The organism is Novispirillum itersonii (genome assembly GCF_014205675.1).
Taxonomy (GTDB): Bacteria; Pseudomonadota; Alphaproteobacteria; order Rhodospirillales; family Rhodospirillaceae; genus Novispirillum; species Novispirillum itersonii_A.
Genome location: NZ_JACIIX010000001.1, coordinates 15,771 through 40,587 on the forward strand (window position 1 = coordinate 15,771; position 24,817 = coordinate 40,587).

Annotated in this window: 21 protein-coding genes; 9 read left to right on the forward strand and 12 right to left on the reverse strand. The window is 66.2% G+C overall.

Features of this window, described 5'->3' with window-relative positions; genetic code table 11:
* Window positions 1-221: 221 nt before the first annotated feature.
* Both FHS48_RS00065 and msrP read right to left on the reverse strand, forming a co-directional pair.
* Complete coding sequence (locus tag FHS48_RS00065) at window positions 222-860, reverse strand: protein-methionine-sulfoxide reductase heme-binding subunit MsrQ (RefSeq protein ID WP_311769051.1); 639 nt, start codon at window positions 858-860, stop codon at window positions 222-224.
* Window positions 851-1,849, reverse strand: a complete 999-nt coding sequence (gene msrP / locus FHS48_RS00070; protein WP_184259732.1) for a protein-methionine-sulfoxide reductase catalytic subunit MsrP — start codon at window positions 1,847-1,849, stop codon at window positions 851-853. Before msrP ends, FHS48_RS00065 begins: the two co-directional genes overlap by 10 nt.
* Before the next feature lie 416 nt (window positions 1,850-2,265).
* Between msrP and FHS48_RS00075 the strand changes: the two genes are divergently transcribed.
* The 3 genes from FHS48_RS00075 (at window position 2,266) to FHS48_RS00085 (ending at window position 4,843) form a co-directional block, all read left to right on the forward strand.
* Entirely contained in the window at window positions 2,266-2,769 is a 504-nt protein-coding gene (locus tag FHS48_RS00075) for an invasion associated locus B family protein (RefSeq protein ID WP_184259734.1), read from the forward strand.
* A 191-nt stretch (window positions 2,770-2,960) separates the two neighbouring features.
* Complete coding sequence (locus FHS48_RS00080) at window positions 2,961-4,055, forward strand: esterase-like activity of phytase family protein (protein WP_184259737.1); 1,095 nt, start codon at window positions 2,961-2,963, stop codon at window positions 4,053-4,055.
* 104 nt (window positions 4,056-4,159) lie between these two features.
* Complete coding sequence (locus FHS48_RS00085) at window positions 4,160-4,843, forward strand: response regulator (RefSeq protein WP_184259740.1); 684 nt, start codon at window positions 4,160-4,162, stop codon at window positions 4,841-4,843.
* Window positions 4,844-5,128: 285 nt separating this feature from the next.
* Here FHS48_RS00085 and FHS48_RS00090 read toward each other — a convergent pair whose 3' ends face one another.
* Complete coding sequence (locus FHS48_RS00090; protein ID WP_184259743.1) at window positions 5,129-5,851, reverse strand: TetR/AcrR family transcriptional regulator; 723 nt, start codon at window positions 5,849-5,851, stop codon at window positions 5,129-5,131.
* Between the two features lie 354 nt (window positions 5,852-6,205).
* On the opposite strand from FHS48_RS00090, the gene FHS48_RS00095 reads away from it, so the two are divergent.
* The 4 genes from FHS48_RS00095 to FHS48_RS00110 all read left to right on the forward strand — a co-directional run bounded on the left by FHS48_RS00095 (window position 6,206) and on the right by FHS48_RS00110 (window position 11,169).
* Window positions 6,206-7,258: an HlyD family secretion protein gene (locus FHS48_RS00095; protein WP_184259746.1), complete on the forward strand. Its 1,053-nt coding sequence runs from the start codon at window positions 6,206-6,208 to the stop codon at window positions 7,256-7,258.
* Between the two features lie 30 nt (window positions 7,259-7,288).
* Window positions 7,289-8,893: a DHA2 family efflux MFS transporter permease subunit gene (locus FHS48_RS00100; RefSeq protein WP_184259749.1), complete on the forward strand. Its 1,605-nt coding sequence runs from the start codon at window positions 7,289-7,291 to the stop codon at window positions 8,891-8,893.
* A 217-nt stretch (window positions 8,894-9,110) separates the two neighbouring features.
* Window positions 9,111-10,544 carry a cation:proton antiporter gene (locus FHS48_RS00105; protein ID WP_184259752.1) on the forward strand — a complete coding sequence of 478 codons (1,434 nt, stop codon included), beginning with the start codon at window positions 9,111-9,113 and terminating at the stop codon, window positions 10,542-10,544.
* Window positions 10,537-11,169: a ribonuclease HII gene (locus FHS48_RS00110; RefSeq protein WP_184259755.1), complete on the forward strand. Its 633-nt coding sequence runs from the start codon at window positions 10,537-10,539 to the stop codon at window positions 11,167-11,169. Before FHS48_RS00105 ends, FHS48_RS00110 begins: the two co-directional genes overlap by 8 nt.
* A gap of 152 nt (window positions 11,170-11,321) precedes the next feature.
* Here FHS48_RS00110 and FHS48_RS00115 read toward each other — a convergent pair whose 3' ends face one another.
* Entirely contained in the window at window positions 11,322-12,182 is an 861-nt protein-coding gene (locus tag FHS48_RS00115) for an urea carboxylase-associated family protein (RefSeq protein WP_184259758.1), read from the reverse strand.
* A gap of 176 nt (window positions 12,183-12,358) precedes the next feature.
* On the opposite strand from FHS48_RS00115, the gene FHS48_RS00120 reads away from it, so the two are divergent.
* Window positions 12,359-13,222 (forward strand): LysR substrate-binding domain-containing protein, encoded by an 864-nt coding sequence (locus tag FHS48_RS00120; protein WP_184259761.1) that lies wholly within the window; start codon window positions 12,359-12,361, stop codon window positions 13,220-13,222.
* Window positions 13,223-13,353: 131 nt separating this feature from the next.
* Here FHS48_RS00120 and FHS48_RS00125 read toward each other — a convergent pair whose 3' ends face one another.
* From FHS48_RS00125 to FHS48_RS00135, 3 genes are all read right to left on the reverse strand, one after another.
* Complete coding sequence (locus FHS48_RS00125; protein WP_184259764.1) at window positions 13,354-15,552, reverse strand: flagellar hook-basal body complex protein; 2,199 nt, start codon at window positions 15,550-15,552, stop codon at window positions 13,354-13,356.
* A gap of 162 nt (window positions 15,553-15,714) precedes the next feature.
* Window positions 15,715-16,824 (reverse strand): FlgD immunoglobulin-like domain containing protein, encoded by a 1,110-nt coding sequence (locus tag FHS48_RS00130; RefSeq protein WP_184259767.1) that lies wholly within the window; start codon window positions 16,822-16,824, stop codon window positions 15,715-15,717.
* 105 nt (window positions 16,825-16,929) lie between these two features.
* The gene (locus FHS48_RS00135; RefSeq protein WP_184259770.1) at window positions 16,930-18,702 is read right to left on the reverse strand and encodes a flagellar hook-length control protein FliK; all 1,773 of its coding nucleotides are present in this window, start codon (window positions 18,700-18,702) and stop codon (window positions 16,930-16,932) included.
* 683 nt (window positions 18,703-19,385) lie between these two features.
* Between FHS48_RS00135 and FHS48_RS00140 the strand changes: the two genes are divergently transcribed.
* Window positions 19,386-19,658 carry an HU family DNA-binding protein gene (locus FHS48_RS00140; RefSeq protein ID WP_184259772.1) on the forward strand — a complete coding sequence of 91 codons (273 nt, stop codon included), beginning with the start codon at window positions 19,386-19,388 and terminating at the stop codon, window positions 19,656-19,658.
* Between the two features lie 183 nt (window positions 19,659-19,841).
* On the opposite strand, the gene FHS48_RS20370 is transcribed toward FHS48_RS00140, so the two are convergent.
* The 5 genes from FHS48_RS20370 to FHS48_RS00165 all read right to left on the reverse strand — a co-directional run bounded on the left by FHS48_RS20370 (window position 19,842) and on the right by FHS48_RS00165 (window position 24,786).
* Window positions 19,842-20,804: a Gfo/Idh/MocA family protein gene (locus FHS48_RS20370; protein WP_184259775.1), complete on the reverse strand. Its 963-nt coding sequence runs from the start codon at window positions 20,802-20,804 to the stop codon at window positions 19,842-19,844.
* 82 nt (window positions 20,805-20,886) lie between these two features.
* Window positions 20,887-21,663, reverse strand: coding sequence for a heme ABC transporter ATP-binding protein (locus FHS48_RS00150; protein ID WP_184259778.1), 777 nt, complete (start codon window positions 21,661-21,663; stop codon window positions 20,887-20,889).
* Window positions 21,664-21,675: 12 nt separating this feature from the next.
* Window positions 21,676-22,767 (reverse strand): FecCD family ABC transporter permease, encoded by a 1,092-nt coding sequence (locus tag FHS48_RS00155; protein ID WP_184259782.1) that lies wholly within the window; start codon window positions 22,765-22,767, stop codon window positions 21,676-21,678.
* Window positions 22,764-23,681: a heme/hemin ABC transporter substrate-binding protein gene (locus tag FHS48_RS00160; RefSeq protein WP_184259785.1), complete on the reverse strand. Its 918-nt coding sequence runs from the start codon at window positions 23,679-23,681 to the stop codon at window positions 22,764-22,766. Before FHS48_RS00160 ends, FHS48_RS00155 begins: the two co-directional genes overlap by 4 nt.
* A 13-nt stretch (window positions 23,682-23,694) precedes the next feature.
* Window positions 23,695-24,786, reverse strand: coding sequence for a hemin-degrading factor (locus FHS48_RS00165; protein WP_184259788.1), 1,092 nt, complete (start codon window positions 24,784-24,786; stop codon window positions 23,695-23,697).
* Between the last annotated feature and the right edge of the window lie 31 nt (window positions 24,787-24,817).

The window sequence follows — 24,817 nt, forward strand, 5'->3', positions numbered from 1 at the left end:
ACCGGAACGGCACCCGCCAGCGGACCCTGCACTCAGACTCCCGGTCCCGCGCGGACCGTTCGTCTCCCTGACCCTCTCCCCTGCCGTGCTTAAGGGCACGGACTTTATTCTGTCATATGGGGAAGTGACACAGCCGGAAGGTACGACGCATTGACCGGCGTTGCAACCTTTCCGGACACGGTTTAACACACCAGATCACAACCGATGGATGCGATACCCGGTCATCGCCGGAGCGGGACCGGAAGCCGCAGAAGCAACAGAACCGCCAATATCCCTGCGTAGAGAAGGGGTGTCCGCAGATCCGCCTTGACCATCATCGCATAATGCAACACCCCCAGCGGTGCCGCCAGATAAACCAATGCGTGCAGCCGTTTCCACCACCGCCCGCCCAGCCGCCGGACCATCCCCTTCGGAGAGGTGACGGCAAGGGCCAGCAGGATCACCACCGCAACCATGCCGACGGTGATGTAACACCGCTTCAGCACGTCGGCCCAGATCACCGCCCAATCGAAAAACTGATCGACCCCGGCGTAGATCAGCAGATGCACCGCCGCGTAAAAGAAGGCAAACAGGCCCAGCATCCGCCGCAGCCGCATCACCCCGGCCCAGCCGGTCAGCCGCCGCAGCGGGCTGACGGCCAGCGAGACCAGCAGCAGGGTCAGGGCCTGATCGCCGGAAAAGCGGATGGCGGTTTCAATCGGGTTGACCGCGACTGGATCCCCCGGCCGCAGCAGCCCCAGCCGCAGCACGAACCACAGCAGCGGCGACAGGGCCAGCAGGAACACCAGCGGCTTCAGCCAGCGGGGAAACCACCCCGCCGCAATCAGCGGACGGGCCGGGGCACGGCGGATCAGTACCATTTCCGCAGGTCCATTCCGGCATACAGCCCGGCCACCGCATCCGCATAACCGTTGAACATCAGGGTATCGCGGCGGAAGAACTCGCCGATGCGGCGTTCCTTGGCCTGACTCCAGCGCGGATGGTCCACCTGCGGGTTGACGTTGGCATAAAAGCCGTATTCCTGCGGGGCCTGCCGCGCCCACGAGGTCCCCGGCATTTCCCGCACCAGCGAAATCCGCACGATCGACTTGACCGACTTAAACCCGTATTTCCACGGTACCACCAGCCGCAGCGGTGCCCCGTTCTGCGGCGGCAGGCTGCGGCCATAAACACCGGTGGCCAGCAGGGTCAGCGGGTTCATCGCCTCGTCCAGCCGCAGCCCTTCGGCATAAGGCCAGTCCAGCACCTTCCACGCCTGCCCCGGCATGCGTTTGGGGTCATGCAGGGTCTCAAAGCGGACGAATTTTGCATCGCCGGTCGGTTCCACCCGCTTCAGCAGCTCCGCCAGCGGAATGCCAACCCACGGGATCACCATCGACCAGCCTTCAACGCAGCGCATCCGGTAAATCCGTTCCTCCTGCCCGATGCCGAACAGCAGGCGGCCAAGATCATAGGTGCCGGGTTTCGCCACATCGCCGTCAACCGTCACCGTCCACGGTTCGGTCTTGAACCCAACGGCATTGCGGGCCGGATCGTCCTTGCCGGTGCCGAATTCATAGAAGTTGTTGTAGGTGGTCACCGCCTGCCACGGCGTCAGCGGCTCCGGGGCCGCCAGATCGGGGCGCGGAGTGATCCCCGGCAACGGCAGCCCGCCGAGTCCCGGTCCGGGATCGGCAATCCCCCCTGCTCCCGCAGGCGTTGCCGCCCGCGCTGAGGCCGCCACCACCACCCCCGCCCCGGCCAGCAGGGCCGCCCCGCCGTGCAGGAAGGACCGGCGGCTGGCCCACAGGGCCTCCGGCGTGGTGTCGTTTTCTGTCAGATCCCAGGGGCGGCGGTGACGCAGCAGCATGATCAGGACTCCGGCATGATCGGATCAGGGGGAAAGGCACCGGACGGGGTATCAGAATGGGGAGAACGGTCCGGTGCCCCATCTGGTATGGGGGCAGACTGCCATGGTTGCGAGGGGAGCGGGCCTCACATCTGCGCGATCCGGTGGCATAAAACCGACACAAAGCGCATGTCGTATGCAAAAATGATGATTGCATTCCGTTCCGTTCCGTCGCAGGCTCCGCCCTCACCGGGGGATCAGGGCTGTCCGACCCGGCGCTGCGTCATGTCGCCGGTCAGGCGGCCCGATGCGGCCCGAACGGCAGCTGCGTCAGGTTTCCCCGGTCAGGTTTTCCCGGGCTGGCGGGTTGATCCCGGCAGCCTGTTTCACCCCCGCTCTCTGGCCTGCCCTTGTCGGCCCCAGCTCAGGATTGCATCGTGTTTTCCAAGGCTCTCCGCGTATCCCTTATTGCTTCTGCCGTTCTCTGCGCCGCTGTTCCGGCTTTCGCCGCAGACGATAAAGGTGCCAAGGTGCAGAAGTTCGGCAGCTGGTCGATGGGCTGCGATCCCAAGCAGCCAAAGGCCTGCCTGCTGCAACAGGATTATGTTGACGCCAAGAGCAAGACCCCGATGCTGCGGGTTGATATCGCCATGCAGGGCAATCCGCCGTCGCCGTCGCTGCGGGTCATCGCCCCGCTGGGCGTTCTGCTGCTGAAGCCGCTGGTGATCAACATCGACGGCAACGAACCGGCCAACCTGCCGTTCACCACCTGCCTGCCCGGCGGCTGCTCCACCGTGGTGTCGCTGGCCCCCCAGGCCATTGACCGCATGAAGGCCGGAAAGCAGATGAACTTCACCTTCACGCTGGCCAACCAGCAGACCGTCAACGCGACGATCTCGCTGAAGGGCTTCAACGAAGGTCTGGCCGCCCTGAGCAAGTAAGCCGCTGCCCCGGGTATGCCCGGACAGAGAGGCATCTGAAATCCGGCCGGGGTCCGTCTCCGTGCCGGGTTTCTGTTTTTTGGGCCGGGTTTCTGTTTTTTGGGCCGGGTTTCTGTTTTTCAGAACCGCTAAACTGTATTCTGCCCCCTGAACAGCCGCCCGTTCCGGACCGGCCCCGTCGAGGAACGCTGATGCCACTCTGCCCTCCCCGGCCGCACCGCCTGCGGGCCTTGGCACATCTTCTGACCGTCATGGCCTGTGGGCTGACGCTGTCATCCTTCTCCGGCTGCGCCCTGCCGACCTCCCTCGCCCCCCGCCCGGCCACCCAGCCGTGGGAGGCCCGGGCCACCGTGCCTGTGGTCAACGCCTTGCGGCCGGACGATCCTCCCGGACGCGGCTGGGATCTGCATCACCCTTCCCTGCGGTTCGGCGGGCTCTCCGGGATCACCCTGCCCCCGCCCCTGCCCGCCGATCCCCCCGGACGGCAGGCTTTGCTGGCGGTGTCCGACCGGGGGGCACTGGTCCGGTTTTTCCTGCGCGCCGATGGCAGCCCGGATCCGGAAACACTGCCGGTGGTGACCCCGCTGACCGGCCCCGATCTTCAACCGGTGTTGAGAAATGATCTCCGCGATGCTGAAGAAATCACCGCCCTGCCTGATGGCACCCTGCTGATTTCTTTTGAACAGAAGCACCGGCTGTGGGCTTACGGCCCCGATCCGGCCACACCCCCGGTGCCCGTTCCCCTGCCCGATGATTTCGGAACCGTTCCGAATAACCGGGGCATCGAGGCAATGGCGGTCCACCCGGACGGACGCCTGCTGCTGGTGCAGGAGGATCACATCACCGGCCCCAACGGCACCGATGAACTGCGCGGCTGGGTCGGCACCCCCGAACCCGGAGCCCCCCTGCATTACCGCTGGAAATCCCGGCGGATTGCCGCCTCTGGCAGCTTTGATGTCAGCGGGGCAACGGTGCTGCCGTCAGGGGCGGTGCTGCTGGTGGAACGGGACTGGGATTTTCCGCTGACCTTCATCACCCGGGTGCGGCGACTCGGCCCTTCGGTCTGGGAAGACAGCAACGGCGTTCTGGATGGTCCCGAGGTTTTCCGCCTGTCCACGCCCGACCTACAGGAGAATTATGAATCCGTGGTTGTTCTTCCCGCTGCCTCCGGCGCGGATGCGGATCGGAGAGTCCTGATATTGTCTGACAATAATTTTCTCAATATGCAAAAGACTCTGCTGCTTGATATAGGCCGTTCGGCTGATCTTGACGGATCGTGGCGGTAGGTCTTTCCTGAGGGGGCAGTCAGCAGTTGCGGACATCCGGCGGGCTCCGGTTTCCGGGATGGCACAATGGTTAAGGGTCCGGGCTGAGAAGTGGGGAAAAACAGATGAAGTTTCTTGTTGCGGATGATCACCCTCTGGTTCGGCGGGCGCTGGCGCTGACGCTGGAAAAGGTGTCTCCGGATGTCACCCTGCTCCAGGCCGACAGCCTTCAGGCTGCGCTGGATGTGGTGGGTCAGCACCCGGACATCGATCTGGTGCTGATGGACCTGTCAATGCCCGATACCTCCGGCCTTGACGGGGTGAAGGAAATGCTGCGGGTCGCCGCCCCGGCCCCGGTTGCCGTGGTGTCGGCGGAAGAATCCCCGGATATTGCCCTTCAGGTTCTGGCCCTTGGCGGCGCAGGCTATCTGCCGAAATCGCTGCCGGAAGACGTGATGCGGGCGGCCCTGTCGCTGGTTCTGGCGGGGGGAACCTATGTTCCGCCGCTGGTGACCAGCCGCGCCACCGCCCCGGCCGTGGCGACCTCAATCCCCGGCCTGATGCCGCGCGGCGGTGCTGCCGACAGCGGCACCCGCAGCAGCCGGGGCGTTCATTCGCTGACCCCGCGTCAGCGCGATGTGCTGGACCTGATCATTGAAGGCATGTCGAACAAGGAAATTGCCGACCGCCTACAGGTGGCAGAAGCAACCATTAAGGTGCATGTGACAGCCATCCTGCGCGCCTTTGGCGTCAACAGCCGCGCCAAGGCGATCAGCGCCGCCCGCCGGGAAGTGGAGGCCGCGTCCTGAGATCGGTTCGCCGTCGTGGGGTTCGGTGCAAGACATAAGAAAAGCGGACCCTCGCAGGTCCGCTTTTTTCATGCGCTCCTCTCATCCCCCCAGCGTGAGACACCGAACAAAAAAAGCGGAGCGCAGCGACTGGGCCATTGAGGCCCCGTGCCCGCGTGGGCACGTAAGCCAAGCGGGCGGACGCCCGCGCCCGGCGATTGAGGGACAGACAAATGGAGGGCTGCGCAGCAGACCGACTGCCCGCGCCCGCCGCCTGAGGGGCCGAACAAAAAACCAAACCCGCCTTCAGGCGGGTTTGGTGGCATAGGCGCGCAGGAAGACCCAGACCGCTTCATCGACCCAGCAGGCCGTCTGTTCGCGGCTGAGGGGCGCGCCGACCAACGCATGGGCGTGGGGATTACCCTTCACCAGATGCAGGAAAATCTCAGCCGACCGCACCGGGTTCTCCAGCACCAGATCCCCGCGCTGAACCAGCGCATCGAAGAAACGCCCGACCGACGCGCAGACGATTTCCGGCCCGGCGGCCCGGTAGGCGGCCACCAGCTCGGGGAAATGCTGCCCCTGAACCAAAAGGGTGCGGTAGGTCGCCAGCGCCTCCGGCGTCAGCACCAGATCAAGGAACCGCCACGCCAGACGCCGCAGCGCATCTTCCAGCGGCAGGGACAGCAGGTCTTCCGACACTGGCATCCGCGCTGCCGAAAACGCGCGCAGAACCTCGCCAAACAGATCAACTTTCGACGGAAAATGGGCATACAGCGTCGCCTTGGAGACACCGGCCCGGGCCGCCACCGCGTCCATGCTGGTATTGGTCACCCCTTCCTGACAGAACAGGGCCCGCGCGGCATCCAGAATCGCCTCGCGCTTTTTCGAACGCCGGGCCGGGCGGCTGCCGCCGCAGTCAAGCGCCGCAGCGGCTGAATCCGAGACCGATCCGGCATCATCACCGCAGCAGTCATCCCGCTGCGGATCCGCTGCGGGAAAATCGGGATTCGGCGTGGACTCCGCCATGATCGGGCGTTTCCTTTCCTGTCTGGGGAACGGGCGCAGATGTAAAAGCCTGCGGACGGGTTCCCTCCGTTATGACATCTGCCCTCCGGCGAATCCATCCCCGGCTTTCGCGAAAGGGTCCGGATCGGGAAGACTGAGGGAATTTTTCGTCAAACTGAACTGATCAGTTCAGGTTTTCCTTGACTGTTGGCATGTGAATCGGCACTGTCGACAAAACTGAACCGTTCAGTTTCACCTGTCAACCGTCTTCACGCATCCCCCGCAGCGGGGACCCCGGACGGAGGAGGCAGGCCGGAACCGGACTCCCCCTTTCCTCCCCCGGCCCTCCCGCCGGATGCCACCGCGAGCAAACAGATGGCCAAGCGTGCTGTACGAGTGTTGGTTCTGACCGGCGTGCTGACCGCCCTGATCGGCGGATCCGGCTGGTTCTGGATGTCACGGCAGGGGCATGAACATACCGACAATGCCTACATCCACGGCGATCTGACGGTGATCAGCCCGAAGATCAGCGGCCACGTGGTGGAGCTGGCGGTGGAAGACAACCAGCCGGTCCGCGCCGGTCAGATCCTGCTGCGCATTGATGCCCGTGACTTTCAGGTAAAGGTGGAGGAATCCGAGGCCGTCCTGCTGGGGGCCGAGGCCGCCATCACCGGCACTGACAAGCGGATTGCCGCCCAGAAGACCGCCGTCGAAGAGGCCGAAGCCGGGCTGCGGACCTGGCAGGCGGAACTGGATCTCGCCCAGCGGGAACAGGGCCGGACCGTCAGTCTGGTGCGGGAAGAGGCGGCATCGCGGCAGCGGCTGGACACCACACAGGCAACCCTGTCGAAGGCCCGGGCCGGTCTGGATCAGGCCCGCGCCAAGGTGGAATCCGCCCGCGCCCAGATCGCGGTGCTGGAAGCCGACCGTCTGCGCCAGCAGGCCGCCGTCGGTGAAGCCCGCGCCAAGCTGGACGCCGCCAAAATCAATCTGGCCAATACCGAAGTGACCAGCCCGGTCGATGGCGTGGTCGGCAACCGGGCTGTGCAGCTCGGCCAGTTTGTCGCCTCCGGCAGCCACCTGCTGAGCGTGGTGCCGCTGGACACCGTGTGGGTGGAAGCCAACTTCAAGGAAACCCAGATCGGTGCCATGCGCCCCGGCCAGCCGGTGACCGTCACCGTTGATGCCTACCCCGACCGGCCGCTGCACGGCACCGTCGCCAGCTTCTCCCCGGCGTCGGGGGCGCAGTTCAGCCTGTTGCCGCCGGAAAATGCCACCGGCAACTTCACCAAGGTGGTGCAGCGGATTCCGGTGCGGATCAGCCTGTCCGGTGACAATCCGCTGCGCGGCCAGCTCCGCCCCGGCCTGTCGGTGGTGGTGGATGTGCAGACCGGCAAGGGCGGCAGCGCCCAGGCCTCGGAACGGTAATCCCCCTCTTCTCCCGGCAGGAGCGCCGTCATGACCGCCATCGACACCGCCGCGGCCACTCATACCGACGACGAGGGCACGATCCTTGTCGATCACCCGGAGGGAAAATCCTCCAACACCCTTGGCTTCGTGGCGATGGTGGTCGGGATGTTCATGGCGATTCTGGATATTCAGATCGTCGCCAGTTCCCTGTCAGAAATTCAGGCCGGGATTTCAGCCAGCCGCGAGGAAATCTCGTGGGTACAGACCAGTTACCTGATCGCCGAAGTGGTGATGATCCCGCTGTCCGGCTGGCTGTCGCACCTGCTGTCAACCCGGGTGCTGTTCGCGGTGTCGGCGGGGATGTTCACCATCGCCTCCATGGCCTGTGCGGTGGCGTGGAATCTGGAAAGCATGGTGCTGTTCCGGGTGTTGCAGGGCTTCCTCGGCGGGGCGATGATTCCCACCGTGTTTGCCACCTCCTACCTGCTGTTCCGGGGATCCAAACAGGGGATGGTCACGGTGTTCATCGGTCTGGTCGCCACCATGGCCCCGACCATCGGCCCGTCGCTGGGCGGATACCTGACCGACACCTTCTCGTGGCACTGGCTGTTCCTGATGAACGTGGTGCCGGGCATCATCGTCACCATCGTGGTGTGGACCCAGCTGGATGTGGACCGCCCCAACCTGAGCCTGCTGAAGGGCTTTGACCTGCCGGGCATCCTGTTTGTCGCCCTGTTCCTCGGCTGCCTGCAATATGTGCTGGAAGAAGGCCCCGGCGACGACTGGCTGCAATCCGATGAAATCGCCCTGCTGTGTCTGGTCTGCGCGGTGTCGGCGGTGCTGTTCTTCTGGCGGGAGCTGACCACCGAACACCCGGTGGTGGACCTGCGGGCCTTCGCCAACCCCAACTTTGCGCTGGGCTGCCTGTTCAGCTTCATCGTCGGCATCGGCCTGTACGGATCGGTCTATGTGATGCCGCTGTTCCTGTCGATGGTGCGCGGTTACAACGCGCTGGAAATCGGCTGGGTGCTGATGGTGACCGGGGGCTTCCAGTTTCTGTCAGCACCGCTGGCCGGGGCGCTGTCGAAAAAGCTGGATCCCCGGCTGATGCTGGGGCTGGGGCTGGTGTTCTTCGGGCTGGGCCTGTACCTGTCGCACACCCTGACCGCCGACTGGAGTTACTGGGAATTCTTCCTGCCGCAGGCGGTGCGCGGCATCTCGCTGATGTTCATCTTCATCCCGGTCAACGCGCTGGCGCTGGGCACCCTGCCGCCGCATCTGCTGAAGGGCGGGGCCGGGCTGTATAACCTGATGCGCAATCTGGGCGGAGCGATCGGTCTGGCGGTGATCAACACCCTGCTGACCAACCGCCATGACCTGCACCTGTGGCACCTGAAGGAAAACCTGACCGCCGCCCGCGACAGCGTCGTCAACGCCCTGAACAGCATGACGATGATGCTCGGCCCGGCGGTGGGCAGCGATGCCCATCAGGTGGCGGTGAAAACCATGGCCCGGCTGGCGGAACGCGAGGCCTGGGTGCTGTCTTTCGGCGATATTTTCCAGCTGATGGCGATCCCGTTTGTCACCGGCCTTCTGTTCATTCCGCTGATGCGCAAGGTTGATCTGGGGGCGGCCGGCAAGGACGCCCACTGATCCTTTCCCTCAAAGCCCCCCCCCTGCGTAACCGCCATCACAGACAGCCGGGAAAAAGCCGCCATACTGCCGCCACCTTTCTGCGGTGGTCTGCATTCTGCCGCTTTTTCCGGCCCCGGCCCTGCCGGGCTGCCTTTACACCGGCCTGACGGCTGCGTCAGACTGATACGGATCCGGCGGCACCCAACCCGCAGGATCAACCGACCGGACGGGGGTCATGGACGTTCATCACGATTTCACCGGCATTGCCACGGTCGCCATGGCCGCCATGGCCTGCGGCATTCTGTTCGTGCGCCTGAAGCAGCCGGCGATTGTCGGCTATATTCTGGCCGGGGTGCTGCTGGGGCCGTCGCTGCTGGGGCTGGTGTCCGACCGCAAGAGCATCTCCCTGCTGGCCGAACTCGGCGTCATCATGCTGCTGTTCGTCATCGGGCTGGAACTGTCGGTCCAGCGCTTTTCCAAGGTCTGGCGGATCGCGCTGGCCACCACACTGCTCCAGATCGGCGGCAGCGTCGGCCTGATGCTGCTGGCCCGCAGCCTGCTGGGCTGGAGCACCGGGGCCGCCGTGCTGCTGGGCTTTGCGGTGGCGCTGTCCTCCACCGCCGTGGTGATCAAACTTCTGGAGCAGCTGGGGGAAACCAACAGCCCGGCCGGGCGGATGACCGTCGGCATCCTGATCGCGCAGGATATGGCGGTGGTGCCGATGCTGCTGTCCCTGTCGGCCCTGACCGGCAAGGGGCTGGACCCGATGGACGGCCTGCGCGTTGCCGGATCGGTGCTGATCCTGGCCGCCGTGGTGTTCCTGCTGCTGAAGCGCACGGTGCGCCTGCCGTTCATGCATATGATTTCCACCCATTCCGACCTCGGGCCGCTGGCCGCCTTTGCCGCCTGCTTCGGGGCCGCCACGCTGGCCGGGCTGCTGGATCTGTCGCCCGGCTACGGGGCCTTTCTGGCCGGGATGGTGCTGGGCAATTCCGGCGACGGCAAACGCCTGCGCCATCATGCCCACCCGATTCAGGCCCTGCTGCTGATGGTGTTCTTCCTGTCGGTCGGTCTGCTGCTGGACCTGAAGTTCCTGTGGAACAACCTCGGCACCGTGCTGCTGATGCTGGCGGCGGTCACCCTGTTCAAGACCGTGCTGAACATCACCGCCCTGCGGGTGCAGCGCGTTGGCTGGAGCGAGGCCTTTCTGGTCGGGGTGGCGCTGGCCCAGATCGGGGAATTCTCGTTCCTGCTGGCCAGCACCGGCGTCGCCCGCAAGGTGATCACCGGCAGCGAGGCCCAGCTGGTGGTGGCGGTGACGGTGCTGTCGCTGATGATCAGTCCGCTGTGGCTGGCCAGTGCCCGCCGTCTGGAGGCCTCCGGCAACGGCTTCTCCACCCTCGGGCAGCTGCTGGGTGCCGTCTACGGGCCGGAAGCCCGCCGGGTTGGCCTGATGTGGGGCGGATCCCGCCGCCTGCTGGTCCGCCTGCGGCAGCGCTGGCGCGGCCGCCCGGGACTGGAATATCCGGGGCTGGAACATCCGGCCGCCCTGCCCTCTCCGCCCCCCGCAGGAGAAACACTGGACACCACCCTCTCCTCCGGCAACAGTGCGGCGGCCCCAGAGGCCGCGCCCCCTGCCCCGGAGAGGAACCGATCCCCCGATGCCTGATTTTTCACTGGAAGACGCCTGCCGCACGGCCTCCGCTGACCCGGTGGTGGTCTGCGGCGTCGATGAAGCCGGACGCGGCCCGCTGGCCGGGCCGGTGGTGGCCGGGGCGGCGGTGCTGGATCCGGCCCGCCTGCCGGACGCCCTGCGCGACGGACTGGATGATTCCAAGAAGCTGTCGGCCAAAAAGCGGGAGAGGCTGTTCGCCCTGCTGACCGACCCTGCCACCCCCGGCGTCCAGTGGGGACTGGGGGAGGCCAGCGTCGCCGAAATCGACAGCCTGAACATCCTGCGCGCCACCCACCTTGCCATGCAGCGGGCGGTGGAAGCCCTGAGCGTGCGCCCGACGGTGGCCCTGATCGACGGCAACCAGATGCCGCGCAGTTTCCCCTGCCCGGTGCAGGCGGTGATCAAGGGCGATGGCCTCAGCCTGTCAATCGCCGCCGCCTCGGTGGTTGCCAAAGTGCACCGCGACCGGCTGATGCTGGGCCTGCACGCCGCCTTCCCGGTCTACAACTGGGCAAAGAACATGGGCTACGGCACCGCCGAACACCGCGAGGCCATGCGGATCCATGGCCTGAGCCCACACCACCGCCTGAGCTTCGGCGGTCAGCGGGAGCTGTTCTGAGGCAGCAAGCCCCTCCCGTCCCCACCAGCCGGGGCTGAACCATAAAAAGCCCGATGGGGAAAACCCCCACCGGGCCGGTTCCGTGTCACAACGCGCACACAACGGTCACAGGAGCGCCGGACCCGGAACCCGGAAGCGGGAAGGCTGCCGGATCAGCGGCAGGACGGCGGCTGATAGCCGTTGACCTCCGGGAACGGCCAGTCGGCCAGCAGTGACAGATCCGGGCGGAAGATCTCCACCTTCAGCGGATAGCAGGCGGCGATATCACTGGAATGGGTGCTGCTGCAATCGCCGCCCGGACAGGCCGACAGGCCGCCCAACAGATCAATCTCGGCGAAGAACTCGATGAAGTCCCCCGGGCGCACCGGGCTGGCCTTCATGAAGTACTGCTTGGTGTCCTTGGTGAAACCGGTGCACATGAAGACGTTCAGCACATCATGCACAAACGGTTCGGCCTCCTTGAACGGCAGGCCGGTTGCCTCTGACAGGGCATCGGTCAGGTTGGAATGGCAGCAGTGGTCATAAGTGCCACCCGACAGCAGCCGGTGGGTATAGGGGTCACAGCGGGTGCCGATCACATCATGCACGCCACCGCCATCGGCATCAAAGCCGTACCAGCCGAGGGTATCGTGGGTGATGGTCGCCATCGGCCGCAGGCTGGGCATGTTGCTCCACAGCCGGTCCCCGGTGGAAACGTGGGTGGCATGCAGGGCACGGGTCTTGCCGCTGAAGAAACGTTCCGACAGGTTATCGGCATTCCACAGGTTCAGGTCGCCGACCTGCGGCCCTTCGATGCTGACAATCCGGAAGAAGTGCCCCTTCGGCACCCGGAAGGTGCGGCCACTGCGCGGTGGCACAATCACCTCATCGGTCTTTTCCAGCGTCGCCCGCACCCGCTCCAGCGTTGCCATATCCGGCTGCGGCAGGGTGCCATTGGGGTAGACCACCACCGGTTTGACGGCCCGGCGGGCAGCGGCATCAGCAGGCTCGGTCACGCGGGAAGAAACGGTCATGGGGGGGTCTCCGGGCAGGGTTCGGGGAAGAAACTTGGTAAAGGAAACTGGGGGGAGAAAGAAAACCGGGGGAGTCCGGTGTGCATCGTCATGTCCTTCAGCCTGCCTGCCGGGACCGGGTCTGACAACCGGGTTTCTGCTTGACCGATGACCAAGCCTGACTTAGCCATATCAGGATGAAACTTCCGCCCCTGACCCATCTGCGCCCGTTTGAGGCCGCCGCCCGCCTTGGCAGTTTCCTGCGGGCTTCGCAGGAGCTGGGGATGACCGCCGCCGCCGTCAGCCAGCATGTGAAGGCGCTGGAGGACTGGCTGGGGCTTGCCCTTTTTGACCGCCATCCACGCGGCGTCACCCTGACCGCCGCCGGGCAGGAGTTCGGTGCCGCCTGCCACCGGGGACTGGAAGAGATTGCCCGGTCCGCCGAGCGCCTGAACAGCCGTGGCCGGGCCCGGCGGGTCAGTCTGGCCTGTCAGCCGTCGATCGTCAGCCTGTGGCTGGCCCGCCGCCTGCCGCGCTTCCGGGCGGAGCACCCGGACATTCAGGTTTCCATCGTCTATCCGCTGGGGGCCCGCACCCCGGAGGACGCCGGGGCAGACCTGCTGATCCGCCACGGCCCTCGCCCTGACCGCTCCGCCGATGCCATCCTGTCGGCAGCCACCCGCCCGACCGCTGCCCCGGCCTATCTGCACCGCAGCGGCCCCCTCGACACTGCGGCCGATCTGCTGCGGGCGGAACTGCTGCATGACGCCACCGAAGAGGCCTGGCGGTCGTGGTTTTCCGGCCATGGGCTGATGATGCCGCAAGGCACCGGGCCGATTTTTGCCGATTTCAGCCTGCTGGTCAGCTCGGTGCTGGCCGGTCTCGGCATCGGGCTGTGCCCCACCGCGCTGGTGGAGGACCAGCTGCGGGACGGATCACTGGTGCTGGTGTCTGACCACGCCATCGACACCGCCAAGGATTACTGGCTGCTGGGCCGCCCTGCCCCCACCACAGAGGCCGACCTGATGCGGCGCTGGCTGATGGACGAAGCCGGGCGCTGAAAGCGGCCCCTCCCACCAAAAAAGAGCCCCGCCAAAAAAGAACCAAGTCCAAAAAAGAGCCCCGGGGGTTTCCCTCCGGGGCAGTCTGTGCTTGAGCAAAAAGATCAGAAAGGTCAGCGAAACCGCCGGACTTACCGCTTGATGTTCACCAGCTCTTCCAGCATCTGGTCAGAGGTGGTGATGATCTTGGCAGCAGCCGAATAGGCGCGCTGGGTGGTGATCATATTGGTGAATTCTTCCCCGAGGTCGACGGTGGAGCTTTCCAGAGAGCCCCCGGCAATCTTGCCGGATCCGCCCGACCCGGCTTCGCGCACGGTCGGCAGGCCGGACAGGCTGGTCTGGTTGAAGACGTTACCGGTCGAGGAGGACATGCCGTTCGGGTTGACGAAGGTGGCAACCGGGATCATGAAGATCGGGGTGGTCACGCCGTTGTCGAAGCGGGCGATGACGATGCCGTCCTCACCGATGGTCACCCCGGCGAAATTCCCGAACTTGTTACCGTTCTGGGTCAGGCTGGTCAGCTGATAGTCACCGGCCTTCTGCTGCATCCCGCCCGCAGACGAGTTGTAGTTCCCGAGGAACAGGCTGATCGCCGGGCTGCCGCCGGAGGTGACGGTCGAGCCGTCCATGTTCAGCGCCCCGTTGGACCAGCCGATGCGCACCCGCAGACGCGGATCGTTGGCCGAGGTCTCATCGTAGCCATGGATTTTGTCGATGGTGCCGTCGCCGTTGAACTTCAGCGCGTTATTACCGGTCACACTGGTGCGGTTCCAGGCAACGTTGCTGGACAGCGGCGGAACGGTGTAGGTGACGTTCTGCTGCACCGACTTGGCGCCGTTGACATCGGTCAGGCCGGAGGCGTTGACCTCAATGCCCTGGCTGCTGTTGGACGAGAACTGACGGAACCAGATCGCGTTTTCACCGGCGACGCGGCCACCGAGGTTGGACGGCGGGCTCGGCGGCAGGCCATAGCCGCCGTTGATCGACTCAAAGGCAAAGGCGGTGTTGACCTGCGCCCCCAGCTGATCCAGCACCTGGCTCAGCGACTTGGCGGTGACGTTGATGTTGAAAACGCGGTCGCCGGGGAAGTTGGTGGCGTTGTCGTTGATGGTGGCATCGGTCGCCGGGGCACCGAAAGTGGTACCGGTGACAGCGGTCAGCGGCAGCGAGCTCTGGATCACCGCGCCGTTGGCCTTCACCCAGTTCCCGGCGCCAAGGCGGGTATCAAAGTACGACTCAGCAGCCTGCGCAACACGGCTGGCAAGGTCGGTGGCGGCAGTGACACCGGTGATATCAATTTCGGTGGTGTTGGAGGCAGCCCCCGACACCAGCGTGAAGGTCACGCCACCGATCACCACGGTATCCCCGGCAGCCCCGGTGGTGCCGACGGTGCTGGCGTTGGTACCACCGTTCTGGAGATAGTTGTTGTTGCTGTCGTCAGTGTTGACGAAGTTGAACGTGTAATCCTGACCGCCCAGCTTGAGCGTCATATTGGTCCCGGCCTTCGGCACGCTGTTGAAGTCCAGACGCCCGGCGGCGAAGGAGGTCTGGCGGGCCGAGGTCTGATCATCCAGCGCCACATAGGTGGACCCGGCCGGCGGCATCACTTCGTAGTCCCACGAGTTGGAGGCACGCTTGGACCAAGTGTAGTTCAGGTTATGGGCGTTCCCAAGGCTGTCATAAATCAGCGCGTTGGTCTTTTCCGTCGCCCCGACCAGCGCCCCGGACGGCAGGTTGGCGGCAACCCCCAGCGTCGAGGTGGCACGGGCGGTGCCGCCGATGTTGGTCAGGTTGAGCGGTTGCAGGTTGACGCTGTCAACCGCGTTGTCGTTCATGTAGTAGGTTTCACCGGCGGCGTTCTTGTACGACTTCATGTACACGCTGCCGTCTTTATTGACGATGGAAGCGGTGGCGGTGCCGTCCCAGTTGTCCAGCGGCCAACCCTGAAGGTAAGACCCACCGACGTTCTGGAGGTAGCCGTCCTTGTCGACCTTGAACGACCCGGCGCGGGAATAGGCGTAACCGACCGGGCTGGTGGCCTGTTCCGACACGATGAAGAAGCCGCTGCCGGAAATGCCGACGTCGGTGGACGACGTGGTCGCCTGCAACAGACCCTGCACGTCAACCCCCGCCCGCGGACGGGACTGCACGCCCCCGGCGCTGTAGGCGGTGGTGGACACCTGTTTGGTCACCAGAGTCTGGAAGTTAACCTTCGACCCCTTGTAACCGATGGTGTTGACGTTGGTCACGTTATCGGAAATGGCCCCCATGGCGCTGGACTGCGCAGCAAGCCCGGAAACGCCGGCAAACAAGGCTCCGTAAAGCGACATCGTGTGGCTCCTTGCCCAAGGAATTCTTTTGGTTCTGCGCGGTCACGTCATACCCGTGGGGGGCCGGTTTCTCCGGGGACGCTGCCTTCTGGGCCTGCCGCAGTTTTTATTTATCGTGTTATTTTCTAAGCACAAACCGTGCCAGATGGCTCAGGCTGCGGATCAGGTGGCCCCGACGACCGACGACACGGCAGATTCTGCCGTACCCATCTGCAAGGTGGCGATACCGCTGCGGCTGACCACACCGGTGACTTTGCCGAAGGTGGTCAGCACACTCGGGGTCAGGGTCTGGGCGCCGAGCTTGCCGGACACCGAGACCGAGTAGCTGCCATCGGCCAGCTGGTTCCCGGCATCATCCTTGCCATCCCAGGTGACGGAGGCATCCCCCTTGCTGGTGCTGCCCTCCAGCGTGCGGACGGTATTCCCGGCGGCATTCCTGATCAGAATCGTGGTCTTGTCGGTGCGGTCCGGCATGGTGTAGTGGAAGGTGGCGGCCTTATCCTGCAACGGCAGGACGTTGGTCTTCAGCTCCACGGTCTTGCCGATATACTGGATCGCCGAGCTGGCCAGAGACTGGGTGTTGGCGGCGACACTGTCAGAGGCCGACAGGATCTTCGACATCGGGGCCGCCAGCTTGTCCATGATCAGGTTGACCTCACCATCCTTATTGGTCACGCCGGTGACGCGGCCGAAGGCGGTGGTATAGGTCTCAATGGTACCGTTATCCCCGAGGGCGGTGACCGACAGGGTGTAGGACCCGTCCGGCAGCTGCTTGCCGCTGTCGTCCTTGCCATCCCAGCGCACTTCATGCACCCCGGCCGAGGGATCGCCGTCAAGGCCACGCACCACCTTGCCGGTGGAATCCTTGATCAGGATGCCGACCGTATTGGCGGTGGAGGCAACGCCGTAGGCGAAGCGGCCAAGCCCGTCCTGCAACGGCACGGCAGAGCTTTCCGCCTCGACATACTTGCCGATGTAATTCACGCCCATCGCCGACAGGGTGTTGTTGTTGGCGGTCAGGATCTTATCCAGCTTTTCGTTCTGGCTGATCTGCTGCTCGACCTGCGCATACTGCACCAGCTGCTGGGTGAACTGCGAAGAGTCCATCGGCGAGGTCGGATCCTGATTTTTCAGCTGATTGGTCAGCAGGGTCAGGAAGGTATTCAGGTCTTTCGCCAGCTTATTCCGGGAATCGCTGGAGGTCCCGCCATTACTTTTGGTGACCTGATCGTACAGGGCCTTGTCGTTTGCGGATGCGTTGACTGAAGGCATGGGACGAATTCCTTAAAAGCGGCGAAAACGGCAAGGACTGAAAACCGGCCTTAAAAACCAGCCTTAAAAAAACCGGGGGCAACTCCGGCCCCGGGCGAAGCGGCGTCAGATCCTGACGTCAACCCCGCCACGGGCGGCAGCCTGCGCAGACCGCATTGCATCAATCGTGCCAATTTCCGGGGACAGATCGTCTTCCAGCGAATGACCGACACTGTCATACGGGGTGCCCGGACCCTGACGGCCATTCTGGCCCTGATCCTGCTGCGCCATCTGCTGCTGGGCCCCGCCATCCTTCAGCGAAAAGGTGACGCTGCCCGGATCGGCCCGCAGCCCGGCATCATTCAGGGCCTTTTCCAGCCCCTTGACGTCGGTCTTCATCATTTCCAGCGTCTCGGAGGTCTCGGCGACCACCTGCGCGTTCACCTTGCCGTCCCGGATATCCAGCTTGACCTCGACCTTGCCGAGGTTATCCGGGCGCAGGGCGATCTTGATGGTCTCGCCCTTGGTGGCATCCTGCTGAATGCGGACCCGGATCTGTTCGACCGGATCCTGCTCCTCAGCCGCCTGCGGCCGGGCGGTCGCCTTGGCAGCCTGCGCCTTCGCCGCCTGTTGGGCCTGCTGCGGCCCGGACGCCGACTGCGCCGCCGCCGGAGCCGAGGTTGCGCCGGTCTGGCCGGTGCCGGAGGTCCCCTTGACCCCGTCAACTCCGCTGACGCCCTCAGCCGCCGAGGCCATCACGGCAGAATTTGCCGCCCCGGCCGGAGAGGCCGCCGCCGCAATGGCACTCAAGCCCAGCAACGGCTGCTGCTGCGATCCATCGGTGGACGGCGCAGAGGCCGCCGTCCCGTTGGCCGGGGTCTGCGGCCCCTGTTTGGCCAGATCATACCAGTTGGTCGGACCGCTATCGGTCGCCACATCGGCCTGCGCCACCGGCTGACGCACGGCGGTATCCGTCTGCACCTGCACCGAAACCGGACGGTCATCGCCGATCGCCTTGGCCAGCCCCTTGGACTGTTCAGCATTCACCGTGGTCAGCGGCCCTTCGGCGGGCTTGGCCGCCTCCGCCGCTGCACCGGCATTAGTTGCCGCCTGCTCAGCGGTCAGGGCAGTTTTTGCCGCCTTGGCCTGATGGTCCGCCAGAGGCGACCGGTTGGCGGAAGGATCCTGCCCGGCGGCCCCGTCATCGGTCAGCCCCGACTGGGCCTGCTGCTGGCCGTCGGAAACAGCCTGCACCGCCTGCGCGGTCTGGGTCTGAGCCTCATCCCGCGCCCCCCGGCCCGGCTGCGCCGGACCCTGCTGGGCCGGCCCCGCCGCCTTGGCATCCTGAGACACGGTCTGCGTCTGCGCCTGCACCGCCTGAGCGGCAGCCGCCTGCTCCGGCACCACGGCCTGATCGGTGACGGCAGCCGCCGCAGCGGCAGCGGCTGCGTCGGTCACCACCGGCGCAACAGGTACAACCGGAACAGCAACCTGCGCCGCCGCCGGATCAACCGCAGGCGTATTGTTGGTTGCAGGAACATCAGCGGCCTGCTCTGCCGGGGCCGCATCCTCAGCATCCGCACGGTCATCCCTGCGCGCCGCCTTGTCAGCAGACCGGGCCGCCGGTTCCGCCCGCTCCGGACGGTCGCGGTCCGCCCGCGGACGGGCCGGTTCCGCCGCCTTGGCATCCTGCCGGGTGGCCGCCGTCGCCTTCAGGGTGTTCATCAGCGTCGCCCCGGCACTGTCCGGAACCGACGTGCCAACCTGAGACGCCATCTGTGACAGCAGGGCGGAGAACTCGGCGGTCGCGCCCTCAGACGCCTGTGCGTCGGCGGTTGCGTCCGTCGGCAGAAGGCCGGGAACACTCTGCTGCCCACGCTGGATGCCACGAATGGTCATGGTCATATCCTCGCTGTATGCTTCAGCGGCGGCCGGACCCCCGGTGCCACAGATAAAAGAAAGAGCCAGACCGGATAAGCAAATTCCGGGCCAGACGTGGATTTCCGCCAGTTATCCACCGCTGCCCCGCCTCCGGGGCCGCTTTTGCGCCACGCCGGGCACTGTCCGGTAACGCCGCCCGGAAGGGCTTTGAATGGTTCAGGCAGAGTGGGCGGGGAGCGAACGAAAACAGACGGTCAATCCCCGACCCCGCGTTTCGCAGAAAGGAATATGTCACCGCAGGCCGGATCCTGCGGTGGGGCCGCCTGAATACAGTCCCCTTTTCATTGCTTTTTCATCGCGCGGAGAGTATCCGGGGCCTGATATTTTTATGAAGAAGGTAACCTGCCCTCCTCCGCGAAGAAAAACACCGCCTCTTCCCCGCAAACCGGCCTGCTGTGCGGGTTTGCGCGGACCTGTCAAGAAAATAAAGCGCAGGCAGGAATGGCGGAAACGCTTGCTTTAGGGCGGGAAGCGGATGAAACTCCGGCCGCACCGGGGATCTGGGGCACGCAGGACAGGATACTGCGGACGGCACTGCTGGGCAGGGCCGGACCGCAGAGGGGAGATCATCCTGCGGGACCGTTTCCGGGTTTCAGATTTTTCTTTTCCATTTGGTTGATAAACCCAAGGAGACCTTGAGCATGAACAAGAGCGATCTGGTCGATGCCGTCGCTGCTGAGTCCGGTCTGACCAAGGCGGATGCCGCCAAGGCCGTTGACGCGCTGTTCAACGCTGTGACCGACGCCCTGAAGAAGGGCGACGAAGTGCGTCTGGTCGGCTTCGGCACCTTCGCTGTGTCCGAGCGCGCTGCCCGCACCGGCAAGAACCCGCGCACCGGCGAGCCGCTGGAAATCGCTGCCTCCAAGCAGCCGAAGTTCAAGCCCGGCAAGGCCCTGAAGGACGCTGTCGCCTGATCTGGTGACATCTTCCGCCCCTCACGCGGAAAACCCCTCCCCCGGCAACGGAGGAGGGGTTTTTTGTTGCCATCGCCGCAACAGCGGTTCTGCGGCTGAATTCGGCCAGATCTCTTTCCCCGTCCTCTTTATAAAGAACAGCCATGTCACCGCAGGCCGGAGGGTGCCCACCCAGAAAACAGCCTATTCCGCCTGTCGCAACACCTCAACGCAGCGCTGAACGTCCAGTGCCTCGGCCACCGTCGCCAGCCGGTGCGGCTGCCGGGCCATCATCGCCGCCAGCCCGTCGAGGACCGCCCGCTGGGTCAGGGCATCCCCCTCCGCCACCGTTCCCGGCAGCAGCGGCTGCCAGTGCCCCTGCTGCCAGACCTGTCCGGTAAACCACCCGGTGGTGCGCAACCGCCCCATGGTGCCGTCGATCTGCCAGACATTATAATCATCGTCGTCCCCGCCGACGCAGGCCGTCAGCTCCACCGGGATGCCCCCGGCGGACAGCAGCGCATCCAGCCGGGTTTCGCAGCCGCCGGAAGCCGGATAGACCGCTTTGGCAGAGTGGATGGACAAGGCCCCAAAGGTCCGCAGGGTGACAAACAGGAAGTGAGACAGCACTTCGCGGATAAAACCGCCCTCGGCCCGCCCCGTCAGCCAGTCGCCCCCGGTGTGCCAGCCCCGGGGCCAACGGGCAAAGCGGGCCTCAATCCGCACCCCGGTCACGGTGCCGATCCCGCCTGCGGCAATCCGGCGCTGGATCTCCAGAACCGCCGGGGCCGTCGCCAGTGGATAATGTACGGCAACCGGGGCGCTTCCCGCTGCCACCTGCGCCGCCAGCCTTGCCCCTTCGGCCAGATCCACCGCCAGCGGCTTCTCGCACAGGCAGGCCTTTCCGGCGGCCAGCGCCATCAGGGCCTGCGGCACATGAAACGCAGGGGGCGAGGCCACATAGACCAGATCCGCCGCCTGCACCACCGCCTCCGGGCCGGAAACGGCACAGGCGGCGGCATCCTCCGGCCCCTGCGTCAGCAGGGCGGCCACCGCCGCAGCGGACGGATCCCAGACCGCAACCACCCGGAACGCCGGATGGGCGAGAAACTCCTGATACAGGGTGCGGCCGATCACCCCGCACCCAATGATGCCAACGGTCACCATCCGGGGCCCCCACAGACAATGAAGCAGGCAGTCTCCACCGCCTGACAGAAACCATAGGGACAGAGTGACCGGGCGGTCAACGTTAACCGGTCACCACCACCGGCAGCGCCTCGCCGGGCACCCGCAGCAGGCGGACCGGGCAGTCATAGACCGCCGACAGAATGTCTGCCGTCGCCGTGTCGGCCACCGGGCCTTCCGCCATCACTCTGCCCTGCCGCAGCAGCACCAGCCGGTCAGCATAGCGCAGCGCCAGCGCCAGATCGTGCAGGATCACCGCCACCGCCGCCCCGTCATCGGCCATCCGCCGCGCCAGCCGCATACACTGGTGCTGGTGCGCCGGATCCAGCGCCGCCGTTGGCTCATCCAGCAGCAGGGTGCGTTGCCCGTCCGGAGCCCCATCCAACTGGGCCAGCGCCCGGGCCAGATGCACCCGCTGTTTCTCGCCGCCGGACAGGCCGGGATAGGGCCGCTGCGCCAGTGCGGTCAGGTCGGTGGCGGACAGCGCATCGGCGACCACCGCCGCATCGCGGGCCGCCCACGACCGCCTGCGGTGCGGGGCGCGGCCCATGGTCACCACCTCCTCCACCGTAAAGGGGAAGGCCAGCGCCCCGGCCTGCGGCACCACCGCCCGGCGGCAGGCCAGTTCCTGCACCGGCCAGTCCGGCAGCGGGCGGTCATTCAGCCACACCTGCCCGGCATCGGGCCGCAGGTCGCCGGACAGCACCTTCAGGGCTGTGGTCTTCCCGGCCCCGTTGGGGCCAAGGACCACCGTCACCGCCCCGTCGGGCACGGTCCAGTGATGGTCCTCGATCAGCGCCCGGCCACCCCGGCGCACCGTCACACCCTGTACTGTCAGCATCGTCCGGCCCTTTCAGACCCCGCCTGCGGCACGGACCCGCAGCAACATCACCAGAAAGAACGGTCCGCCGATCCCGGCCATCACCAGCCCGACCGGCATTTCCGCCGGAACGGCGATGGTGCGGGCGATCAGGTCTGATCCGGTCAGCAGGATCGCCCCCATGCAGGCCGCCCCCGGCAGCACCCGGCGGTGGTCCGGCCCGGCCATCAGCCGCACCAGATGCGGCGCGACCAGACCGACGAAGGCAATGGTCCCGGCCACCGCCACCCCGGCCCCGACGCCCAGCGCCACCAGCACGATGCAGACCCGTTTCAGAGCCTCGACCCGCACGCCAAGGTGATAGGCCTCGGCTTCGCCCAGCAGCAGCAGGTTCAGGGCCCGGGCGGTGAACAGCACCCCGCCCAGCGCCAGCGCCATCAGCACCGCCGCCGGAATCAGGGTGCCGGGCGTCATCGCCCCCAGCCCGCCCATGGTCCAGAAGGTCAGCTGCCGCATCTGCGCATCATCGGCCAGATAGACGAACAGGCCGATCACCGCGCCGCCGAGGGCGTTCATGGCAATCCCGGCCAGCAGCATCAGCGACAGCGACGGCTGGCCGTCGCGGACCGAAAAGGTATAGACCAGCGCCGTCACCGCCAGCCCCCCGGCAAAGGCCGCCACCGGCAGCACCATCCCGGACGGCAGCGCCCCGAACAGCGGCAGGCTGCTGCCCAGCACGATGGAGGCCGCCGCCGCCACCGCCGCCCCGGACGACACCCCGATCAGCCCGGGGTCGGCCAGCGGATTGCGGAACAGCGCCTGCATCACCGCCCCCATCACCGCCAGCGTCGCCCCGATCAGGGCGGCCATCGCCACACGCGGCAGGCGGATCACCGACAGCACGGTGACGGTGGCTTCATCCAAGGGGGCCCCGGCCCACAGGCCGGTCCAGCCGAACAGCATGTGCAGCACCGCCGAGGCGGGCACCGCCATCGCCCCGGTCATGCCCGCCACCACCACGACCACGACCACCCCCAGCGCCAGCCCGGGGATCACCCAGGCGCGTGGGGACCGCAGGGCGGCCAGACCGCCGCCGGAGCGGCGGCCAAAGGCCAGCGCCGTCATACCGGCACCTCGGCCAGCCGCTCGGCCAGATCCCGCGCCGCCGCCGGGGTGCGCGGGCCAAGGCCCTGCAACAGGCTGGCCTCCACCGTCAGCACCCGCCCGGCCCGGGCGGCGGCACTGCCCGCCAGCAACGGCAGCGCCTGCAATCCGGCCAGACCGCCCATCTGCTTCAGGGCCTGATCCGACACCAGCAGCACATCGGGGTTCAGCGGCAGCAGGGCTTCCGCCGACACCGGCTTCCAGCCGCCCTGTCCGGCAAAGGCATTGCGGGCCCCGGCCATGCTGATCAGGCCGTCAATCGGGGTCTGGGCCCCGGCTGCCATCGGGGTGGAATGACCGATCAGCAGAAACAGCACCGACCGCCCGGTGGCCCCGGCCACCGGCAGGGCGGCCAGATCAGCCCCGATCCGGGTCGCCAGCGCCGCCGCCGCCGCCTCAGCCGACAGAACCGCGCCGCAGCGGCGGACCACCGCCACCAGACCGGCGGCATCGACGGCGGGGGGCAACTGTTCCACCCGCACCCCGGCGGCCCGCACCTGCGCCAGCGCCTCCGGCGGACCGGCATCATGCTGGGCCAGAATCAGGTCCGGCCGCAGGGCCAGAACCCCTTCCGCCGCCAGCTGGCGCAGATAGCCGGTGCGCGGCTTGTCGGCCAGCGTCGCCGGAGTGGTGGTGGTGGTATCCACCCCGACAATCCGCGACGCCCCGATCAGCGCCTCAGCAATTTCCGAGACCGGCCCCCCCAGCGTGACAACCCGCTGCGGGGCCACCGCCGCCCGGGCAGAACGGGCAGACAGCCCGCCGCCCGCCAGCAGGACGCCCCCGGCCGCCGCCAGCCCCAGCAGGGACCGGCGGGACAGGCTGTGGTTCAGCAGAGACAGACGGGACAGATCCCGCCGGGTGGAGACGGTCATCGCGGTACCCTCCTTACTCAGCGGCCTGCGCCACGGCGCGGCGCGGCAGGGCGGCCAGCAGGGCGCGCCAGTCGTCCCGCTCCTGCTCCCCTTCCCGGCGCTCGCCGAACAGGATGCAGAAGTTGTCCCCGTTGGCGTCATACAGTTCCAGCGAGGTCACATGGCCGTCGGCATGCGGCTTGCGCACCACCCAGGCGGAGGCGATGCCGTCTTCGCGCAGGTGCAGGGTGAAGCCGGGGTCCATGATGTTGAACCAGTTATCAATGATGCGGACGGTCTTCACCGCGCCGGTGTGGATCTGCACGTTGCCGCGGTTGCCGACGAACACCATGATCGGTACTTCGGCGTCCACCGCGCCCTGTACCACCTGCCGCAGGGCATCCAGCTGCACTTCCTCGGCAAATTCCGGGGCCAGCCGCAGGGCCTGATGGCGGCCGACACCGGCCTTCTTGACGATGCCATGGAACTGATGGACATCGGTCATGCCGCGCCACGCCGACAGCAGGGTATCGACATCCACCGCGTCATCCGCCGGATCAGCGGCGCGGTCCGGCACCAGATCGGCGATGAAGCCGGGGGTCTGGTCGTCCGCCACATGGGCGGCGGTCAGGGCCTGAAACGCCGCCAGATCGGTGGTATCCCGGGCGAAAATCTTCAGGATGGAATCGCCGTGGGCGTCAAACACCTGAATGCTGTGGCGCGGGCCGGTCTTGGTCTGGGTGGTCACCGCAAAGGCCACCGCCCACTTGCCGAGGAACATACGGAGGTCAATGGTCCGGTTCAGCACCAGCCCCATCGCCGGGGAAATGGTCATGTTGCCGAAGGTGCCGACCTTCTCATGCACCGCCCATTCATTGCGGGTCAGCACCATCACATCGCCACAGGCCGGCAGGCCTTCCAGCAGGGTCTTCCACTCCGTGGTCAGGCGGCGGACCGAACCATCGGCACAGCCACAGGCGACGATATGGGCTTCGGAAACGTGATGCTGGGCGGCGACATCGCGCAGGCGGCCATTGCCGGTTCCGGCGGCGGCGGCGGTCCACAGGCCGGTCAGGGTGGCGGTCAGGGCCGCATCGGGCGCGGCAATAAAGGCAGAGGCAGTCATGACGGGTCCTGTCTGATGAGAAGGAAAGAAA

Excerpts from the sequence above, each read along its gene's own strand:
- FHS48_RS20370 (WP_184259775.1), bottom strand. The coding sequence starts at position 20,804 with ATGGTGACCGTTGGCATCATTGGGTGCGGGGTGATCGGCCGCACCCTG.
- FHS48_RS00095 (WP_184259746.1), top strand. The coding sequence starts at position 6,206 with ATGGCCAAGCGTGCTGTACGAGTGTTGGTTCTGACCGGCGTGCTGACC.
- FHS48_RS00115 (WP_184259758.1), bottom strand. The coding sequence starts at position 12,182 with ATGACCGTTTCTTCCCGCGTGACCGAGCCTGCTGATGCCGCTGCCCGC.
- FHS48_RS00140 (WP_184259772.1), top strand. The coding sequence starts at position 19,386 with ATGAACAAGAGCGATCTGGTCGATGCCGTCGCTGCTGAGTCCGGTCTG.
- FHS48_RS00155 (WP_184259782.1), bottom strand. The coding sequence starts at position 22,767 with ATGACGGCGCTGGCCTTTGGCCGCCGCTCCGGCGGCGGTCTGGCCGCC.
- FHS48_RS00125 (WP_184259764.1), bottom strand. The coding sequence starts at position 15,552 with ATGTCGCTTTACGGAGCCTTGTTTGCCGGCGTTTCCGGGCTTGCTGCG.
- FHS48_RS00105 (WP_184259752.1), top strand. The coding sequence starts at position 9,111 with ATGGACGTTCATCACGATTTCACCGGCATTGCCACGGTCGCCATGGCC.
- FHS48_RS00110 (WP_184259755.1), top strand. The coding sequence starts at position 10,537 with ATGCCTGATTTTTCACTGGAAGACGCCTGCCGCACGGCCTCCGCTGAC.
- FHS48_RS00120 (WP_184259761.1), top strand. The coding sequence starts at position 12,359 with ATGAAACTTCCGCCCCTGACCCATCTGCGCCCGTTTGAGGCCGCCGCC.
- FHS48_RS00080 (WP_184259737.1), top strand. The coding sequence starts at position 2,961 with ATGCCACTCTGCCCTCCCCGGCCGCACCGCCTGCGGGCCTTGGCACAT.
- FHS48_RS00100 (WP_184259749.1), top strand. The coding sequence starts at position 7,289 with ATGACCGCCATCGACACCGCCGCGGCCACTCATACCGACGACGAGGGC.
- FHS48_RS00065 (WP_311769051.1), bottom strand. The coding sequence starts at position 860 with ATGGTACTGATCCGCCGTGCCCCGGCCCGTCCGCTGATTGCGGCGGGG.
- FHS48_RS00135 (WP_184259770.1), bottom strand. The coding sequence starts at position 18,702 with ATGACCATTCGTGGCATCCAGCGTGGGCAGCAGAGTGTTCCCGGCCTT.
- FHS48_RS00160 (WP_184259785.1), bottom strand. The coding sequence starts at position 23,681 with ATGACCGTCTCCACCCGGCGGGATCTGTCCCGTCTGTCTCTGCTGAAC.
- FHS48_RS00085 (WP_184259740.1), top strand. The coding sequence starts at position 4,160 with ATGAAGTTTCTTGTTGCGGATGATCACCCTCTGGTTCGGCGGGCGCTG.
- FHS48_RS00090 (WP_184259743.1), bottom strand. The coding sequence starts at position 5,851 with ATGGCGGAGTCCACGCCGAATCCCGATTTTCCCGCAGCGGATCCGCAG.
- FHS48_RS00130 (WP_184259767.1), bottom strand. The coding sequence starts at position 16,824 with ATGCCTTCAGTCAACGCATCCGCAAACGACAAGGCCCTGTACGATCAG.
- FHS48_RS00150 (WP_184259778.1), bottom strand. The coding sequence starts at position 21,663 with ATGCTGACAGTACAGGGTGTGACGGTGCGCCGGGGTGGCCGGGCGCTG.
- FHS48_RS00165 (WP_184259788.1), bottom strand. The coding sequence starts at position 24,786 with ATGACTGCCTCTGCCTTTATTGCCGCGCCCGATGCGGCCCTGACCGCC.
- msrP (WP_184259732.1), bottom strand. The coding sequence starts at position 1,849 with ATGCTGCTGCGTCACCGCCGCCCCTGGGATCTGACAGAAAACGACACC.